Genomic DNA, 16767 nt, shown 5'->3' with positions numbered 1-16767 from the left:
CACGCACCACGCATGACGCACGACCCATGACGCACGGAGCGCGCCGCACGGGGCGGTGCGCCGCCCGCGGTGCACGGTGTACCGCGGGGCTCTCGTAGGACCGACATCCGACGGAAGGCGGCGAGTTCGTGGAAGGCAAGAAGATCCTGATCACCGGCGGTACGGGGCAGGTGGCCCGGCCGGTCGCCGAGGCGCTGGCGGTACGGAACGAGGTGTGGTGCCTGGGCAGGTTCGGCACCCCGGGCAGCGAGCGCGCGCTCGCCGAGCGCGGGATCACCACCCGCTACTGGGACCTGAGCGACGGCTCGCCGACCGCCCTCGCGGACGTGCCCCGCGACTTCACCCACGTCCTGCACGCCGCCGTGCGCCGGGGCGAGGACGGCGACTTCGACGCGGCCGTCGAGGCCAACGCCGTGGCCACCGGCGCCCTGATGCACCACTGCCGCACCGCCGACGCGTTCCTGTACGTCTCCACGGGCGCCGTCTACGCCCGGCAGACCCTGGACCACCCGTACCGGGAGGGCGATCCGCTGGACGGGGTGGCGGACTGGCTGCCCCCGTACCCCGTCGCCAAGATCGCCGCCGAGGGGGCGGCGCGGGCCTTCGCCCGGGTGCTCGGCCTGCCCACCACCGTCGCACGGCTGAACATCGCCTACGGCCCCGGCGGCTACGGCGGCGTCCCCATGCTCTACTTCCGGCGGATGCTCGCGGGCGAGCCCATCCCGGTGCCCGCCAGCGGGCAGAACTGGTGCTCGCCGCTGCACACCGACGACCTGGTGCGGCAGGTGCCGCTGCTGTGGGAGGTGGCCGCGGTGCGCGCCACCGTCGTCAACTGGGGCGGCGACGAGGCGGTGGGCATCACCGACTGCGTACGCGAGTTGGAGCGGCTGACCGGCGTCGCGCCGCGGCTGGTGCCCAGCGAGGTCACCCGCGAGACGTACGCGTTCGACGCGACGCTGCGCCGTGAGCTCATCGGCGACTGCACCGTCGACTGGCGCGATGGCCTGCGCCGCACGCTCGCCGCCCACCACCCCGACCGGCTGCTCCCCGCGCCGGGCGCATGAGCCACCGGCGCACCAGCACTCCGGAATCCGCGCGCCCGGTGCCCGGCCCCGTCCGGCACCCCTGCCACGCCCGGCACCACCTGCACCCGCCGACCGCCCCACCGACCGAGGAGTCGACGACCGTGACCTCCCCCAACATCGAGGCCATCCGCGCCGCCTACGCGGGCTTCGCCAGCCGTGACCAGGAACGCGTGCTCGCCGTCCTGCACCCCGACGTGGCGTGGGTGCACCCCGCCGGCATGGCCGCGTACGGGCTCGGCGGCACCCGGCACGGGCACGCGGGGGTGCGGGAGTTCCTGGCCCGGGTGCCCGACGTGCTCGGCGGCATGCGGCTGATGCCGGCCGAGTTCATCGAGTCCGGCGACCGGGTGGTGGTCTTCGGCACCCGCGAGGTCACCTCGCGCCGCGGCACCACGGCCACGCTCGACTTCGTGCACTCGTGGACGATGCGGGACGGCAGGGCGACCCGGATGGAGGACATCTTCGACACGGTGGCCTTCCACCATCTGATCGAGAGCTGAGCCGGACGCCGCCGCGGACCCGGGCTCGGGCCCGCGGCGGCCTGGCACGGCCTGGCTCAGACGGTGCGGAAGACCTCCGGGTAGTCGAGCCGGGGCAGCCGGCCCTTCCAGGCGTCGGGTCCCGGGCGGCCGATGTTCACCACCAGGAGCACCTGGTGCCGACCGTCGGGGAAGAACGCGCGGGTGACCGCGTCGGCGTCGAACCCGGACATCGGCCCGGCGGCGAGGCCGGCGGCCCGGACGCCCACGATGAAGTAGCCGATCTGGAGGGTGGCGTTGAAGCGCGCGGAAGCCGCCCGCGCGGTGGGCTCGGCGAACACCTCCTGCGGGGCGTCCATGAACGGCACCAGCCGCGGCAACTCCTCGTGGAAGTCGAGGTCGGCGGCGAGCAGCGCCACCAGCGGGGCGGCGGCGGTCTTCGCCCGGTTGGAGCCCGACATGTGCGGCACCAGCCGCTCCCTGGCCTCCGGCGAGCGGACCAGCAGCACCCGCAGTGGCTGCTGGTTCAGCGAGGTCGGCCCGTACTTCACCAACTCGTAGATGGCGGCGACCTGTTCGTCGGAGACCGGCTCGTCGGTGAAGGTGTTCGCGGTGCGCGCGGCGCGGAACAGTTGGTCCTGAGCCTCCTGGGAGAGCGTGAGGTGGGTACGGGCGTCGCGGTGCGCCGGTGCGGTCATCGGGGCGTCTCCTGACGGTGGCGGTGACGTGGCGAGTGGTGCGGCGGGGGCGGGGCGGCCACGGCGGTGCGGTGGCGGTGTGGCGGTGGCGGGGGTGGCGCTGGCTGGACTGTTGCCGCGGTGCGGCGGGCGGGACGCCGCGGGCGTACTGGACCATTTGGTCCATATCCGAGGCCAGGCTAGGGCGGCGCCAGAGGCGGGACAAGACCGACTCGGCGGGAGGGGAGCGGGTAGGGGGCGGGCGGTGTGCGTGTGAGTGAGTGACGGAGGGAGGTAGGGAGCGGGACGGGCGGGGCGGTGGTGGGCCGGTGGGGTGGGGGAGCGGGGGAGTGGGTGAACTGTTCGTTCGGGCATTTGGGGCTTAGGTTGAGAATCCAGGGCATGAGACGGGGAGCTTGCCCAAGGAGCGGCTCGCCCGCCCCGGCGTACGCGGGCGAGTAGCCCGATACCGGACGAACCGTCTTTGTGTGGTGAACATGCCTGAGTCCCCCACCCCCCACCCCGGCCCGTCGGACCGACGGCCCGTCAGCGGCGCACTGCTGCTCTGCCGGGCCGACCCCGACGCCGTACGCCCCTCGGCCGGCCTGCTGCCGACGCCCCTGCTGCTCGCCCCGGCCGGCGCCGGCTGGAGCGTCCTGGTGCCGGCCGGCCCCGGCGGGACGACGGTCGACGACGGGGGCGGGGACGGGGCCGGCGGCCGGGCGGCTGCGGGGCCTGGTGCCGTAACCGCCGCTGGGACCGCTGCCGGGGCCGGCGGGCCGTACGGCCGGGACGGTGTCGGCGCCGCCGGGGCCGTCGGGCGGGGCGCGGGGGCGGGTTCGCTCTCCGCCGCGGCGGACTCCGGCGCCGTCGCCGATCTGGCCCGTACGGTCGCGGCGGGCGAATCGTGGCCGGTCATCGGCGTGTGGTGGGGACCGGACGGAGCCGGGTTCACGGTCGCCGCGGGCTTCCGGCGGCCGGTGGGCTTCGCATGGCTGGCGGACGGCACCCCGGAGGGCCCGCCCGAGGCGGTCGGCGCCCTCATCGCCCGGCTCGGCCTCGATCCGGTGCTCGACGGTGCGGCCCTGGACGAGTTGACGGGCGCGGCCCGATCCGCCCTGGCGCCTGGCGCACCCGACCCGGAAGGCCCCGCCGCCCCGGAAGCCCCGCCCGCTCAGGGAACGTCCGCCGCGGCGGATGACCCCTCTGCGCCGGCTGAGCCCTCTGCTCCGGATGGCCCCGCCGCGCGGGAGAGCCCTGCCGCCGCGGAAGCGCCGTACGCCCCGGATGCCCCGTACGCCCCGGACGCGTCGCGGCCCGGCGGCGCTCCGGCTGGCGGCGCGGGCCCCGAGCCCGCCGCCGCGGTGCAGCAGCGGCTGGTCGGGCTGCTCGCGGTCCTCTCCCGGGCGGGCCTGCGGCTGCCGGACCAGGTGGCACCCGGCGCGCCCGAACACCGGCTGCGCGCGGCCATCGCGGCGGCCCCCGACGCCCAGACGCTGGTGTGGCGCGGCTGGCGCGATGCCGTACGGGCCGAACTCGACCGGTTGGAGAACGGTCCGCACGGACCGTGGGTGCGCGGCCCGCGGGCCCGGGCGGTCGGCGCGGCCCAAATCGCCCTCGGCCTCTCCCTCGCGGCCTGGGCGCTGCGCCGCGACCGCCCGGGCTGGGCACTGGCCGGCGCCCTGCTGGCCACCGACGGCGCCCTGGCCATCGGCTACGACGGGTGGCGGGGGCGCCGGGAGCGGTGAGGGGGCCGGCCCTCCCGCGCGTACGCGCGCGAAGCGGCCCGCCACGAGGGGCTCACCGGTCGGCAGCGGGCCCCGCCCTGCCGCGCGCCCGCTTCCCGCGCGCGCCCGCGCGAGGCCGCCGTGCACGGACGGCTCGTACGGGCTGCGACCTACGGGCCGCCGCGTGCGAGCGCGTACGCGCACCCACGGGCCGCCGGCGGGCGAGGCGCGCCGGCGGCCCGGCAGGGTCAGCGCGGCACGTGCGGCAGCGTCTCCTGCGGGGTCAGGGTCGGCGCGTAGCGTGCGGCCTTCGTGCTCGGGCGCAGGTCCTTGTGGACGGCGCGGGCCACGGCCTGGATGGCGTTCACGCCGTCCTGCATGGTGCGGTTGTCGTGGCTGAGCACCGTGATCGTGTAGTCCTTGCGGTCCTTGCTGAAGGCGCCGATGCTGTGCACCCGCCAACCGTGCGTGGCCCGCGGCAGCCAGCCGTTCTTGACGTGGATCTTGGTGCCGCTCGGCGCGCCGGCCGGGGTGCCCCAGCGCTGCGAGCTGACGACCTTGTTCATGAGGTCCTTGACGTAGGAGCGCGACGCGTCGGTCAGGACCGAGTTCTTGGTCATGATCAGGTTCAGCAGGCGCTGCTGGTCACGGGCGGTGATCTGGGTCAGGCCCCAGTAGCCGTCGCTGCCCGGCACCGTCTTGGTCATCCCGGCGGCGCGCAGGAAGTTCTTCACCCGGGTGACGCCGAGCTGCTTCCACAGCGCGGTCGTTGAGTCGTTGTCCGACTTGGTGATCATGGCGGTGGCGAGCTTGGTCTCGCGCTGCGTCAGCTTGCGCTTGCTCTTCTGCGCGTCCCACAGCAGGGTGCTGAGCACGGTCACCTTCACCACGCTCGCCGAGTCGTACTTCTGGTCGGCGCGCAGCGTGCAGGTGGTCTTGGTGCTCGGGTCGCTGAGCGCGATGGCGACGGTGGTGCGCCGGCCCTTGAGCGCGGCCCCGATGTCCTTGGTCAGCTTGGCGGCGAGCCCCTTCTGCGCCGAGGAGCACACGGTCTGCGGCGCCGCGCTGGCCGCCGTCGCCCCGGTGATCGGCGGTACGAGCACGCCCGCGGTCAGGGCCACCGCCAGCGCACCGAGCGCCGACTTGGTGGGCCGCCCGGCCCGCCGCGCACGCTGCGGCGCGTCGAGTCCGTCGGACGTGCGGGATATTCGGTACTGCGACATGGGTGTGTTCCCCCCATTGATGGCGGCGCATCGCGCGCCGTCTGCGCTGTGTCGTCGGCGCGCCGTGCAGCGCCCCGGACCTAGACAGCCGAGGGGAAGTGAATGGTTGTGAAGAAGCGTTCGAATACGGAGTGAAAGAGATCACAGGGGTGTGTGCACGTGCCGTGTGATCAGCGCGAACGGTGCGGCGGCGGGGACCGCGCGGGACGTGGGGCCGCCGGTCGGCGGGCGTCCGGAGCTCCCCCGGCGACTCCGCGGTGGCGCGGGCGGGCGCGGTCGCGCAGGGCGGGTGCTGGGGGCGGGCGCCGGGGGCGAAACAGGCGGCCGACCGGCCCGGGGCGCCGGGGCGGGACAGGTGGTCGGGCGGGCCAGGTGGCCACCCGGCCCGGAGCGAGGCCCGCCTACTCGTCCTCGTCCTCGTCGTCCAGCCGGGCCAGCCAGGTCGCCAGCCGCTCCACCGGGATCTCGAAGTCCGGGTTGAGGTCGACGAACTCGCGCAGCCGCTCGGCGAGCCACTCGAAGGTGACCTCTTCCTCGCCGCGCCGCTTCTCCAGTTCCTCGATGCCGCGGTCGGTGAAGTACAAGGCGTGCTCCGCAAGAGACGAGAGAGACGATGACAGTGGGCCCGGCCGTCACCCACAGGAGTGCACCGCCCGCCCGCCTTCAGGATAGGCCCGCGCCGGCCCCGCCCCCGCCCCACGGGCCCGCCGCACGACACCGCGCTCCGGCCCGGGTCACGGGACCCACGCCCCGTACGCCACCGGCCGGCCCCTGCGCCGAGCGCACCCGGGGCCCCGCCGCCCCCCGTACGCCACGTCGCCCGCGCGACCCCGGTACGGACCGGTGCCGCGCGACCGGCAGGAGCCCGCCGGGTCGGCGGAGGCGGCGGAGGCGGAGGAGGCGGAGGAGGCGGAGGTGGTGGCGGAGGTGGTGGCGGAGGCGGAGGCGAGCGCGCTCGGCCGGACCGGACCGGAGCGTGGAGGGCGGTCCCGTGAGGCCCCGCGCTACCGGCCCGGTCCGGCCACGTCGCTCAACCGGAGAGCTGGGCCTGGAAGACGGCGCTGTTGAAGTACGCCCTGGCCTCCCGGATCAGGCCGTCGTCGGCCAGTTCGTAGATGTTGATGCCGGACCAGTTGACCGGCCTGCCGTCCAGCGCGACGGCGGCCCCGCGCCAGGCGACGGCGACGTGGTTGCCGACGGTGTGCGCCTCGGTGGGGGTCAGCCCGAGGAAGGGGCGGAAGCCCGGCAGGACGGAGGCGATGAAGGCGTGGATCGCCGCGCGCCCGGTGATCGGAGCGGTCCCGACGGGGTCGTGGAAGACCCCGTCCTGCGCGAACGCCTGTGCCCAGGCGTCGGCATCGCCGTCCTGCGACGCCTGGAAGAACTGGAGGACGGCCGGGGGCATGGCGGGAAAGGTCATGGCTGAGGCCCTTCGGGTCGGTGGGTGGTGGTTGGTGGTTTGTGGGTGGTACGGACGGAACGCCGGCTGCCGGTGGCCGGCGGCGGTGCCCGCGCGGCCGTACGGCGCCCGGTCACCGCCGCGGGCCCGCGGGCGAGCCCGCCACCGCCGGGGCGGCGGCAGGGTCCTTGGCGCGCGGGCGGCTGCGGCGGCCCGCGAGTTGGGCCCCGAGGGCGAGCGCCGCGGCGAGCGCGATGAGCGCGCACACCCCCGGCCAGCCGAGGAGCGCGTAGCCGCGGATGCCGAGCCAGGAGCCGGCGCTGCCGCCGAGGAACGAGCACGTCATGTACGCGGTGTTGAGGCGGCTGCGGGCCTCGGGGCGCAGCCCGAAGATGCGGGCCTGGTTGGCGACCTGGCTGCACTGCACCGCCACGTCCAGCAGCAGGAGCCCCACGCCGAGCGCGATGAGCCCCGGCACGCCGCCCACGGACCCGACGGCGAGGACCGCGGCGGCGGCCAGCGTGGCGAGGGTGCAGCGGGCGTTCACGCGCTCCGGACCACGCCGGTCCACCCAGCGACCCGCGGCCGGAGCGCAGCACATGCTGGCCGCGCCGATCAGCGCCAGGACACCGACCGCCTGGGCGTCCATCCGGTAGTGCGGGCCGGTGACGAGCAGGGCGAGGGCGGTCCAGGCGGCGCTGAAGGCGCCGAAGAGGGTCGCCTGGTACAGCGCGGAGCGCCGCAGGTCAGGCTCGGTGCGCAGCATCCGCACGGTGTCGGCGAGCAACGCCGGGTACCGGTCGCGGACGGGTGCGGCGGCGGCCGGCAGGGTCCGGCCGAGAACGAGCGCGAGCAGGGCGGTGAGCGCGGCGGCGACCAGGTACGGCGCCCGCCAGCCGAAGTGCTCGCCGAGCACCCCGCCGAAGGTGCGGGCCAGCAGGATGCCGCCGATCAGACCGCCTTGCAGGGTGCCGATCACCGCGCCGCGCCGGTCCGGGGCGACCGAGCCCGCGGCCATGGGCAGCAGCAGTTGGGGAACGACCGTCACCACGCCGACCACGGCACCCGCGGCGGCCAGCAGGCCGGCGGCCGGGGCGAGCCCGGCGGCCAGCAGCGCGCCGGCGGTCACCACCAGCAGGGTCGTGACCAGGGGGCGGCGCGGGAGCCGGTCGCCGAGCGGGACCAGCAGGAAGATCCCGACGGCGTAGCCAAGTTGGGTGAGGGTGGCCACGGCCGCTGCGGTGGACGGTGCGACGTCCAGCCCGTCGGCGATGAGCAGGGTCAGGGCCTGCGGGAAGTACACGTTCGCCACGCTGACGCCGCACGCCAGCGCCATCACCAGCGGCATGCGCCGTCCCAGCCCGGCGGGCTCGGGAAGGGCGGGCGGATCGATCCGGGGCATCACGGACTCCAATCGAACGAACTAGTTGGTTCGAAAGCTGGAGAGAGCGTCGCAGACCGATCTCCGGGCGTCAAACGAACCAGTTCGTTACCATCGCCGCATGGCATACGACTCCACGGCGACCAAGGAACGCATCCTCGCGGCAGCGGCCTCGGAGTTCGCCGCCCACGGCGTCGCCGGCGCCCGCGTGGACCGCATCGCCGCCCAGGCCAAGGCCAACAAGCGGGCGATCTACGACTACTTCGGTGACAAGGACAAGCTCTTCGCCGCCGTCCTGGAACGCCTCATGGCCGACCTCGCCCAGGCCGTCCCGCCCGGCGACGAGGACCTGCCCGCCTACGCCGAGCGCCTCTTCGACTACCACCGCGCCCACCCCGAGGCGCTGCGCCTGCTCCTGTGGGAAGCCCTCGAACTCGGCGACCAGCCCGTACCGGGGGAAGCCGCCCGCACCCGGCACTACCAGGACAAGCTGCACGCCGCGCGGACCGCGGACGACGACGCCGATCCGCGCACCCGGCTCTTCCTCACCCTCGGCCTGGTCGGCTGGACCCTGGCCATGCCCCAACTCCGGCGCATGATCCTCGGCCCCGACCACAGCCTCGACCAACTCCGCCCCGCCATCGCCCGGGCCGTCCGGGCGCTGCCCGTCGAGGGCGGGTCCGGGCCGGCGTGACGCGGCGCCCCGCCGCCCACGGGGAAGCCCGTGGCCACGGGCTGCCCCCTTTCGGCCGTCGGCCCGTGGTGCCTCCGTCGACGCCTGGGCACGCTGACCAGATCGTTCCGGAGCTAGCCTCGATCGAGCCTGTCATCGATGCATCGGCCCTGGTCATGATGGGTGACATGAAGCGAGCACTCATCGTCATCGATGTCCAGGAGTCCTTCCGCGTCGCCCCGCTGTGGGACGACATGGGCAATCAGCAGATCGCAGAGCCGGTCAACGCCCTGGTCCGTGCCGCCCGCGCCGCCGGCGACCTCGTGGTGTGGGTCCTGCACACCGCACCCGGCAGCGGCACCCCCTTCGACCCGGAACTGGGGCACGTACGGTTCCTGGACGAATTGGAGCAGCCGGCGGCCGGTGAGCCCGTCCTGTACAAGACCGTGCACAACGCCTTCACCACCACCAACCTCCAGCACCTGCTGACCCAGGCGGGCGTGGGGGAGCTGTGGCTGTGCGGCATCCGTACCGAGCAGTGCGTGGAGACCACCACCCGGCTCGCCAGCGACCTCGGCTACCAGGCGGTGTTCGTCACCGACGCGACCACCACCAACCCGGTCGGCGGCCTGAGCGCCGAGCAGATCATCGAGCGCACCGAGGCCGCGCTGCGCGACCGGTTCGCCCGCATCGCCACGGTGGCGGAACTGACGGCCGAACGGGAACCATCGACCGCGTGACCCACGTCGTCTTCCTCCTGCTGCCCGGCGTCCACCTCCTTGAGGTGGCGGGCCCCGCCCAGGTCTTCACCAGCGCGAGCGCCCACGGGCAGCCCTACCGGCTCAGTTACGTCGCCGAGCAGGAACAGGTCCCCAGCGCCCAGGGGCTGCCGCTGACCGCACGGGTCAGTTGGCCGCCCCTGGGCCCCGGCGACCTGGTGCTGGTCCCCGGCTGGCAGGCCGCCACGCTGCGGGACGGCCCCGGCTTCGGCGCCGACACCCTGGAGCGGCTGCGCGCCCACCACGCCGCCGGCGGCACGGTCGCCAGCGTCTGCGCGGGCGCCGAAGCGCTGGGCCGGGCCGGTCTGCTGCACGGCCGCCGCTGCACCACCCACCACGCCCACCAGGACGAACTGGCCCTGCGCTTCCCGGACGCCACCGTGGTCCGCGACGTCCTGTTCACCGCGGACGACCGGGTGGTCACCTCCGCCGGCATCGCCAGCGGCATCGACCTCACGCTGCACCTGCTCGCCGCGCGCCACGGCCCCGCGCTGGCCGCCCAGGTCGCCCGCGACATGGTCGTCTACGCCCGCCGCAACGGCCACGAGCCGCAGACCAGCGCCATGCTGCGGTACCGCTCGCACCTGGACGACACCGTGCACCGCGTCCAGGACCTCATCGACGCCCGCTTCGCCGAGCCGCTGACCCTGGCCCACCTGGCCGCCCAGGCGGGCGTCAGCCCCCGCACCCTCACCCGGCTGTTCGGCCGCGCCACCGGCGGCCTGACGCCGCTGCGCTACCAGCAGACGCTGCGCGTCGAGCACGCCACCCACTTGATCGACCACGGCGCGACGGTCGAGTCCGCCGCCCGCGACGTCGGCTTCGAGGACGCCAGGATGCTGCGCCGACTGCGCGCCCGAACCGTGGGCTGAGCGGACGACCCCGCGCGTTCCGGCCCCACCGCGTACGGACTCTGCCCGTGCGGATTCCTCGCGTACGGACGCTGCGCGTGCGGGTTCCCCGCGTACGGGTTCTGCCCGCGCTGCCTCCCCGCGTACGAACTCCCCGCCTCCGGGTTCCGCACGCCCCCCCGCGTCGGGCTCTGCGCGTACGGCCCCCACCGACCCGCCGGAGGCCCGTACGCGGCAAGGGCCGATCACACGCCGAGAGCCCGGCTCCCCCCGTGTGTGGGGAGAGCCGGGCTCTTGGTTCGTGTGGTCGGCAGCGGCCGGCGCTCGGCCGCTGCTGCGGTGTGCGGGCGACGCGGGGCGCCGGCCGCACACCGCGACCTCAGATGTCGAACACCTCGTTGACCAGCGCCTGCTGCTCCGCCTGGTGCCGCTTGTTGGAGCCGACGGCCGGGGACGAGGAGTGCGGGCGGGAGACCCGGCGCAGTCGCTCGGCCGGCGGCAGGTCGGCGCCGACGCCCAGGTCCAGGTGGTCGATCAGGTTCAGCGCGATGAACGGCCACGCACCCTGGTTGCCCGGCTCCTCCTGCGCCCACACGTACTGCTGGACGCCCGGGTACTTGGCCATCTCCGCCTGGAGCTCCTTGCCCGGCAGCGGGTACAGCCGCTCGATGCGGACCAGCGCGGTGTCGTTGGCACCCCGCTTGTCCCGCTCGGCGACCAGGTCGTAGTAGACCTTGCCGGAGCAGAAGACGACCTTGCGTACGCCCGCCGCGTTCGCCTCGGCGACCGGGTCGCCGATCACCGGGCGGAAGCCGCCGGTGGTGAACTCCTCCGTCTTGGAGGCCGCGGCCTTCAGCCGGAGCAGCATCTTCGGGGTGAAGATGATCAGCGGCTTGTGGTGCGGGTTGTGCACCTGCCAGCGCAGCAGGTGGAAGTAGTTCGACGGCAGCGTCGGCATCGCGACGGTCATGTTGTTCTGCGCGCACAGTTGCAGGAACCGCTCGGGGCGGGCCGAGGAGTGGTCCGGGCCCTGGCCCTCGTAGCCGTGCGGCAGCAGCAGCGTGACGCCGGAGGTCTGGCCCCACTTCTGCTCGGAGGAGGAGATGAACTCGTCCACGACGGTCTGCGCGCCGTTGACGAAGTCACCGAACTGCGCCTCCCACATGACCAGCGACTCCGGCCGGGCCAGCGAGTAGCCGTACTCGAAGCCCATCGCCGCGTACTCGCTCAGCAGCGAGTCGTAGACGTTGTACCGGGCCTGGTCGTCGGTCAGGTAGAGCAGCGGGGTGTAGTCCTCGCCGGTCTCCCGGTCGACCAGCACCGCGTGCCGCTGGCCGAAGGTGCCGCGCCGGGAGTCCTGGCCGGCGAGCCGGACCGGGGTGCCCTCCATCAGCAGCGAACCGATGGCCAGGGTCTCGCCCATGCCCCAGTCGATCGTGTCGTCGTCGATCATCGCCATCCGGCGCTGCAACTGGGGCAGCAGCCGCGGGTGCACGGTGACCCGCTCGGGGATGTTGACCTGCGACTCGGCGATCCGCTTGACGACCTCCTGGGAGATCGCGGTCTCCACGTGCACCGGGAACTCGGCCTGCGGCTGGGGGACCTCCGCCGGGGCCGGCGCCGACGTGGCGTCCCGCACCTCGGTGAAGACCTTCTCCAACTGCCCCTGGAAGTCCTGGAGCGCCTGCTCGGCCTCCTCCAGCGTGATGTCGCCCCGACCGATCAGCGACTCGGTGTACAGCTTGCGCACCGAGCGCTTCTTGTCGATCAGGTCGTACATCAGCGGCTGGGTGAAACCGGGGTTGTCGGTCTCGTTGTGGCCGCGGCGGCGGTAGCAGATGAGGTCGATGACCACGTCCTTGTTGAACGCCTGGCGGAACTCGAAGGCCAGCCGCGCGACGCGGACCACGGCCTCCGGGTCGTCACCGTTCACGTGGAAGATCGGCGCCTCGATCATGCGCGCCACGTCGGTGGCGTACATCGAGGAGCGGGACGCGGCCGGGGCGGCGGTGAAGCCGACCTGGTTGTTGATGACGATGTGCACCGTGCCACCGGTGCGGTAGCCGCGGAGCTGCGACATGTTCAGCGTCTCGGCGACGACGCCCTGGCCCGCGAAGGCCGCGTCGCCGTGCAGCGCCACCGGCAGCACGGTGAAGTCCGTGCCGCCCTTGCCGATGATGTCCTGCTTGGCCCGCGCCACACCCTCGACGATCGGGTCGACCGCCTCCAGGTGCGAGGGGTTGGCGGCCAGCGAGACCTGGATCTGCTCGCCGTCCAGACCGGTGAAGGTGCCCTCGGCGCCCAGGTGGTACTTCACGTCGCCGGAGCCGTGCATCGACTTCGGGTCGAGGTTGCCCTCGAACTCCCGGAAGATCTGCGCGTACGACTTGCCCACGATGTTGGCCAGCACGTTCAGCCGGCCGCGGTGGGCCATGCCGATGACGACCTCGTCCAGCCGCGACTCGGCGGCCGAGTCGATCACCGCGTCGAGCAGCGGAATGACCGATTCGCCGCCTTCGAGCGAGAACCGCTTCTGGCCGACGTACTTGGTCTGGAGGAACGTCTCAAACGCCTCGGCCGCGTTCAGCCGGCGCAGGATGCGCAACTGCTCCTCGCGCTCCGGCTTGGAGTGCGGGCGCTCCACCCGGTCCTGGATCCACTTGCGCTGCTTCGGGTCCTGGATGTGCATGAACTCGATGCCGGTGGTGCGGCAGTACGAGTCGCGCAGCACGCCCAGGATGTCGCGCAGCTTCATCTTCGCCTTGCCGGCGAAACCGCCGACCGCGAACGAGCGCTCCAGGTCCCACAGGGTGAGCCCGTGCTCGGTGATGTCCAGGTCGGGGTGCTTGCGCTGGCGGTACTCCAGCGGGTCCGTGTCGGCCATCACGTGGCCGCGCACCCGGTAGGAGTGGATCAGCTCGAAGACCCGGGCGGCCTTGGTGACATCGTCGTCGTGCGAGGCGTCGATGTCCCGCATCCAGCGGATCGGCTCGTACGGGATGCGCAGCGACTTGAAGATGTCGTCGAAGAACTCGTTCTCGCCCAGCAGGAGCTGGTGCATCACGCGCAGGAACTCGCCGGAGGCGGCGCCCTGGATCACCCGGTGGTCATAGGTGCTGGTCAGCGTCATGACCTTGGCGATGCCCAGCCGGTTCAGGGTGTCCTGCGAGGTGCCCTGGAACTCCGCCGGGTAGTCCATCGCGCCGACGCCGATGATCAGGCCCTGCCCGGGCATCAGCCGCGGCACCGAGTGGACGGTGCCGATGCCGCCGGGGTTGGTCAGCGACGCGGTGACCCCGGTGAAGTCGTCCATCGTCAGCTTGTTGTCCCGGGCCCGGCGGACGATGTCCTCGTACGCCTGCCAGAACTCGAAGAAGTTGAGCGTCTCGGCCTTCTTGATCGCCGCGACGACGAGCTGGCGGTCACCGTTGGGCTTCACCAGGTCGATGGCGAGGCCGAGGTTGACGTGCTCCGGCTTGACCAGCGTCGGCTTGCCGTCCTTCTCCGTGAAGGAGTGGTTCATCGACGGCATGGCCTTCAGCGCCTGCACCATGGCGTAGCCGATCAGGTGCGTGAAGGACACCTTGCCGCCGCGGGCGCGCTTGAGGTGGTTGTTGATGACGATGCGGTTGTCGAACAGCAGCTTCACCGGCACCGCGCGCACGGACGTGGCCGTGGGCAGCTCCCGGGAGGCGTTCATGTTCTTCGCCACCGCGGCCGACGGGCCGCGCAGCGTCACCAGCTCGGGGCCGGCGCTCGGCTCGGCGGGCTGCGCCGTGGGCTTGGGCGCGGGCCGGTCGGCGGGCGTGGCCTTGACCGGCGCCGGCTTGGCGGGCGCGGGCTGTGCGGCCTTGGCGGGCGCCGGCTGCGCGGGCGCTGCCGCGGCGGGGGCCGGCTTGGCGGCGGGCTGTACGGGGGCCTGGGCACCCGCGGGCGCCTGCGGCGCGGCCGGAGCGGAAGCGTTCGAAGCGGCCTCAGCTCCCGGGCCCGGCGGAGCGGCTACACCCCCCGCCGAGGCTGGGGCCGACGCCCCGTCCTTGCCCGGCTTGTAGTCGGCGAAGAAGTCCCACCAGGCTCGGTCGACCGAGTTCGGGTCCTGGAGGTACTGCTGGTAGATCTCGTCGACGAGCCACTCATTGGGTCCGAACTCGGCGGGCGGGGTCTTCCCCGGCCCGTCCTGGTCGGTCGAGATGCTCGAAGTGTTGGGGGACTGTGGCGACACGGCGGCAACCGCCCTCTTCCGCTTCCTAAGGTGGTGGACAGCGGAAATAAAGGCTACGCCTGTTGGGACGTTTGGTGCAGGCCGCACGGGCTATGCGTCGCGTACATCACATTGATCGACGGGTTTCAGGGCATGAACTGGCGGGAAACACACCAGGTTCCCCCTGCCCCACCCGTATCAGGCAAGGCCGCACCGCGCCCGCACTCCGCTGAATGCGCGCTTCCGTCACCGACCATACGTCAACGGGTCTCCCGGGCGTTGCCTGGAAGGGTGACCTGAATGCGGCACCCGCGGGGTGATTCGGCCACCCCGATCCGGCCGCCGTGCAGGTCCACGGCCCAGCGTGCGATGGCCAGGCCGAGGCCGGTGCCGCCGTCGCTGCCGGGACCCTTGTGATCAGGCCCACCCCGGTTGAACCGCTCGAAGACCCGGTGCCACTCGGCCTGCGGGATGCCGGGCCCCTCGTCCTGCACTTCGAGCAGCAGGCTCTGCGGCGCGTCGCCGCACCGGGCCCGCACCGTCACCCGGCCGTGCCGCGGGCTGTGCTTGACCGCGTTGTCGATCAGGTTGGCCACCACCTGGTGCAGCCGCTCCGCGTCGGCGGTGGCGGTGAGGTCGGACGGGGACACGTCCAGGTGGAGGTGGACGTCGCCGCGTGCGTGGGCGCCGGCCGAGCCGGTGCTCGCGCCGCTGGCCATGCTCGCCTCCTTGAGGATTCCGGCCAGGTACGGCCACACCTCGAAGCGCTGGGCGTGCAGCGGCACCACCCCGTTGTCCAGCCGTGACAGGTCGAGCAACTGCTCCACCAGCCGGCCCAGCCGCTGGGTCTGCTTCAGCGCCGTCCGCATCGTCTCCGGGTCGGCGTCCGACACCCCGTCCACGACGTTCTCCAACACCGCGCGCAGCGCCGTAATGGGCGTACGCAATTCGTGGGAGACGTTGGCGACCAATTCCTTACGGTGCGTGTCCACCGCCTCCAGGTCGGCCGCCATCCGGTTGAAGGACGCGGCCAGCGCGCCGAACTCGTCCCGCCGCCCGGCCGCACCCACCCGGCGGGTGTAGTCGCCGTTGGCCATGGCCTGGGTGACTTCCGTCATCTCGTACAGCGGGGCCGTCAGACCGTGCGCGACGAACTGCGTCACCAGCAGCGAGGCGATGATCGAGAAGATCGTGATGATGCGCAGTTCGGTCTCCGAACGCACCGCCACGAACACCAACAGTGTGGTGATGATCACTGAGACGATCACCAGGGCACCGAGCGCGGCCTTCACCGAGCGGTACGGGTCGAGCGGGCGCAGCGCTTCCCACAGCCAGCTCAGTGCCGCCTCGCCGCGCTGCCGCAGCCGGGCCCGCACGCCGCCCCGCCCCGGCAGTCCGCTGGGCCCCGGGGCCTTGCCGTGTCCGGTACGGGGCCTGGCCGGGCCGTGGCCCCTGCTGTGGCCGGGGTGTCTGGGGTGGCCCGGGGCGCGGCCGGGGCTCCTGGGGTGGCTGGTGTTGCGGCCGGGGCCCTTGCTCTGGCCGCTGCCGCGACCGGTGTGCGCGGTGCGGCCCGCCGCGCCCCGGCCGGTGTGCGTGCTCCCGGTCGTTCCCGGGTCCGTGCCCTCGCCCATGACCTGGCCCTTACGTTCGCTCATCGCCCGTTCCGCTTCCGTGTCCACCCGGTGCCCACTCCTCCGTCCACTCTTTCGCGCGCTCTTCTGCCCGTTTTCTTTCTTTTCCTGCTCTTCTCTCGCTTGCTGCTCCGCTCCAGCGCTTGCTGCTTCGCTCCAGCCGCCGGCGCTGCTTCTCGCCCTGTTCTCTCCGCGTCCTCTCCGCGTTCTCTCCGCGCGGCCCGTGGCCTGTGGCTCCCGGTCTCGTGCGCCGAGCCCGCTCCGACCGGTTCTGGTTGGGCCCGGCTGGTCCCGGCTGGCTTCGGCCGGTTCCGGTCGGTTTCGGCTGGCCCCGTCGGGCCCCGTGGGGTCCGATCGGTCGTGTCGTGCAACGTTCCTGCACGGTGGGCTGGGGCTGGGGCTGGGGCTGGGTTCGGGATGGGGGGTGGGCTGGGTTCGGGGCCGGTGTCGTGCTGCGCGTCGCTCCTCGCTGCTTCCTACAGGGTCCGTACCGCTTTGGGTACCGCTCGCGCTACCTAGTCCGCGGGCGTTGTGGATTTGCGCCGGGCCCTTCTCCGTTCGGTGCGCGAAGTGTGAGCGGTGTGTGGCGGGGTCGCTGCGGTGCGTAGTCATGGGGCGAGGTGGGACGAGGTGAGGTGAGGCGGAGCGAGGCGAGGGAGTG

13 protein-coding genes are annotated in these 16767 nt (G+C 73.3%); 6 read left to right on the top strand and 7 right to left on the bottom strand.

Annotation, left to right across the window (positions count from 1 at the left end):
• Positions 1 to 128 precede the first annotated feature (128 nt).
• Both ACMA1D_RS04655 and ACMA1D_RS04650 read left to right on the top strand, forming a co-directional pair.
• On the top strand, positions 129 to 1064 hold the full coding sequence (locus tag ACMA1D_RS04655; RefSeq protein ID WP_414722571.1) for an NAD-dependent epimerase/dehydratase family protein: 936 nt from the start codon (positions 129 to 131) through the stop codon (positions 1062 to 1064).
• A gap of 122 nt (positions 1065 to 1186) precedes the next feature.
• Positions 1187 to 1585 carry a nuclear transport factor 2 family protein gene (locus tag ACMA1D_RS04650; protein ID WP_414722570.1) on the top strand — a complete coding sequence of 133 codons (399 nt, stop codon included), beginning with the start codon at positions 1187 to 1189 and terminating at the stop codon, positions 1583 to 1585.
• A 56-nt stretch (positions 1586 to 1641) separates the two neighbouring features.
• Here the strand turns inward: ACMA1D_RS04650 and ACMA1D_RS04645 are convergent, their stop codons facing one another.
• A complete protein-coding gene (locus tag ACMA1D_RS04645) occupies positions 1642 to 2262 on the bottom strand; it encodes a malonic semialdehyde reductase (protein ID WP_414722569.1) in 621 nt (206 codons plus the stop codon).
• Between the two features lie 476 nt (positions 2263 to 2738).
• Between ACMA1D_RS04645 and ACMA1D_RS04640 the strand changes: the two genes are divergently transcribed.
• Positions 2739 to 3989 (top strand): hypothetical protein, encoded by a 1251-nt coding sequence (locus tag ACMA1D_RS04640; protein WP_414722568.1) that lies wholly within the window; start codon positions 2739 to 2741, stop codon positions 3987 to 3989.
• Between the two features lie 227 nt (positions 3990 to 4216).
• Here the strand turns inward: ACMA1D_RS04640 and ACMA1D_RS04635 are convergent, their stop codons facing one another.
• The 4 genes from ACMA1D_RS04635 to ACMA1D_RS04620 form a co-directional block, all read right to left on the bottom strand.
• Positions 4217 to 5191: a serine hydrolase gene (locus ACMA1D_RS04635; RefSeq protein WP_414722567.1), complete on the bottom strand. Its 975-nt coding sequence runs from the start codon at positions 5189 to 5191 to the stop codon at positions 4217 to 4219.
• 401 nt (positions 5192 to 5592) lie between these two features.
• Positions 5593 to 5775, bottom strand: coding sequence for a DUF6104 family protein (locus ACMA1D_RS04630; RefSeq protein ID WP_349997870.1), 183 nt, complete (start codon positions 5773 to 5775; stop codon positions 5593 to 5595).
• 446 nt (positions 5776 to 6221) lie between these two features.
• A complete protein-coding gene (locus ACMA1D_RS04625; protein ID WP_414722566.1) occupies positions 6222 to 6611 on the bottom strand; it encodes a nuclear transport factor 2 family protein in 390 nt (129 codons plus the stop codon).
• Positions 6612 to 6723: 112 nt separating this feature from the next.
• The gene (locus tag ACMA1D_RS04620) at positions 6724 to 7992 is read right to left on the bottom strand and encodes an MFS transporter (protein ID WP_414722565.1); all 1269 of its coding nucleotides are present in this window, start codon (positions 7990 to 7992) and stop codon (positions 6724 to 6726) included.
• 100 nt (positions 7993 to 8092) lie between these two features.
• On the opposite strand from ACMA1D_RS04620, the gene ACMA1D_RS04615 reads away from it, so the two are divergent.
• The 3 genes from ACMA1D_RS04615 (at position 8093) to ACMA1D_RS04605 (ending at position 10295) form a co-directional block, all read left to right on the top strand.
• Positions 8093 to 8665, top strand: coding sequence for a TetR family transcriptional regulator (locus tag ACMA1D_RS04615; RefSeq protein ID WP_414722564.1), 573 nt, complete (start codon positions 8093 to 8095; stop codon positions 8663 to 8665).
• 167 nt (positions 8666 to 8832) lie between these two features.
• On the top strand, positions 8833 to 9384 hold the full coding sequence (locus ACMA1D_RS04610; protein ID WP_414722563.1) for an isochorismatase family protein: 552 nt from the start codon (positions 8833 to 8835) through the stop codon (positions 9382 to 9384).
• Complete coding sequence (locus tag ACMA1D_RS04605; RefSeq protein ID WP_414722562.1) at positions 9381 to 10295, top strand: GlxA family transcriptional regulator; 915 nt, start codon at positions 9381 to 9383, stop codon at positions 10293 to 10295. The genes ACMA1D_RS04610 and ACMA1D_RS04605 overlap by 4 nt, the downstream gene beginning before the upstream one ends.
• 358 nt (positions 10296 to 10653) lie before the next feature.
• Here the strand turns inward: ACMA1D_RS04605 and ACMA1D_RS04600 are convergent, their stop codons facing one another.
• Positions 10654 to 14496, bottom strand: coding sequence for a multifunctional oxoglutarate decarboxylase/oxoglutarate dehydrogenase thiamine pyrophosphate-binding subunit/dihydrolipoyllysine-residue succinyltransferase subunit (locus ACMA1D_RS04600; protein ID WP_414722561.1), 3843 nt, complete (start codon positions 14494 to 14496; stop codon positions 10654 to 10656).
• 239 nt (positions 14497 to 14735) lie between these two features.
• Positions 14736 to 16130: a sensor histidine kinase gene (locus tag ACMA1D_RS04595; RefSeq protein WP_414722560.1), complete on the bottom strand. Its 1395-nt coding sequence runs from the start codon at positions 16128 to 16130 to the stop codon at positions 14736 to 14738.
• Between the last annotated feature and the right edge of the window lie 637 nt (positions 16131 to 16767).

Origin of the sequence: Streptomyces sp. 796.1, assembly GCF_047525675.1 — a bacterium.
In the GTDB taxonomy this organism is placed as follows: domain Bacteria; phylum Actinomycetota; class Actinomycetes; order Streptomycetales; family Streptomycetaceae; genus Streptomyces.
Note: the sequence above shows the minus strand (reverse complement) of the source record. Positions and strands in the feature narration are given on the sequence as shown.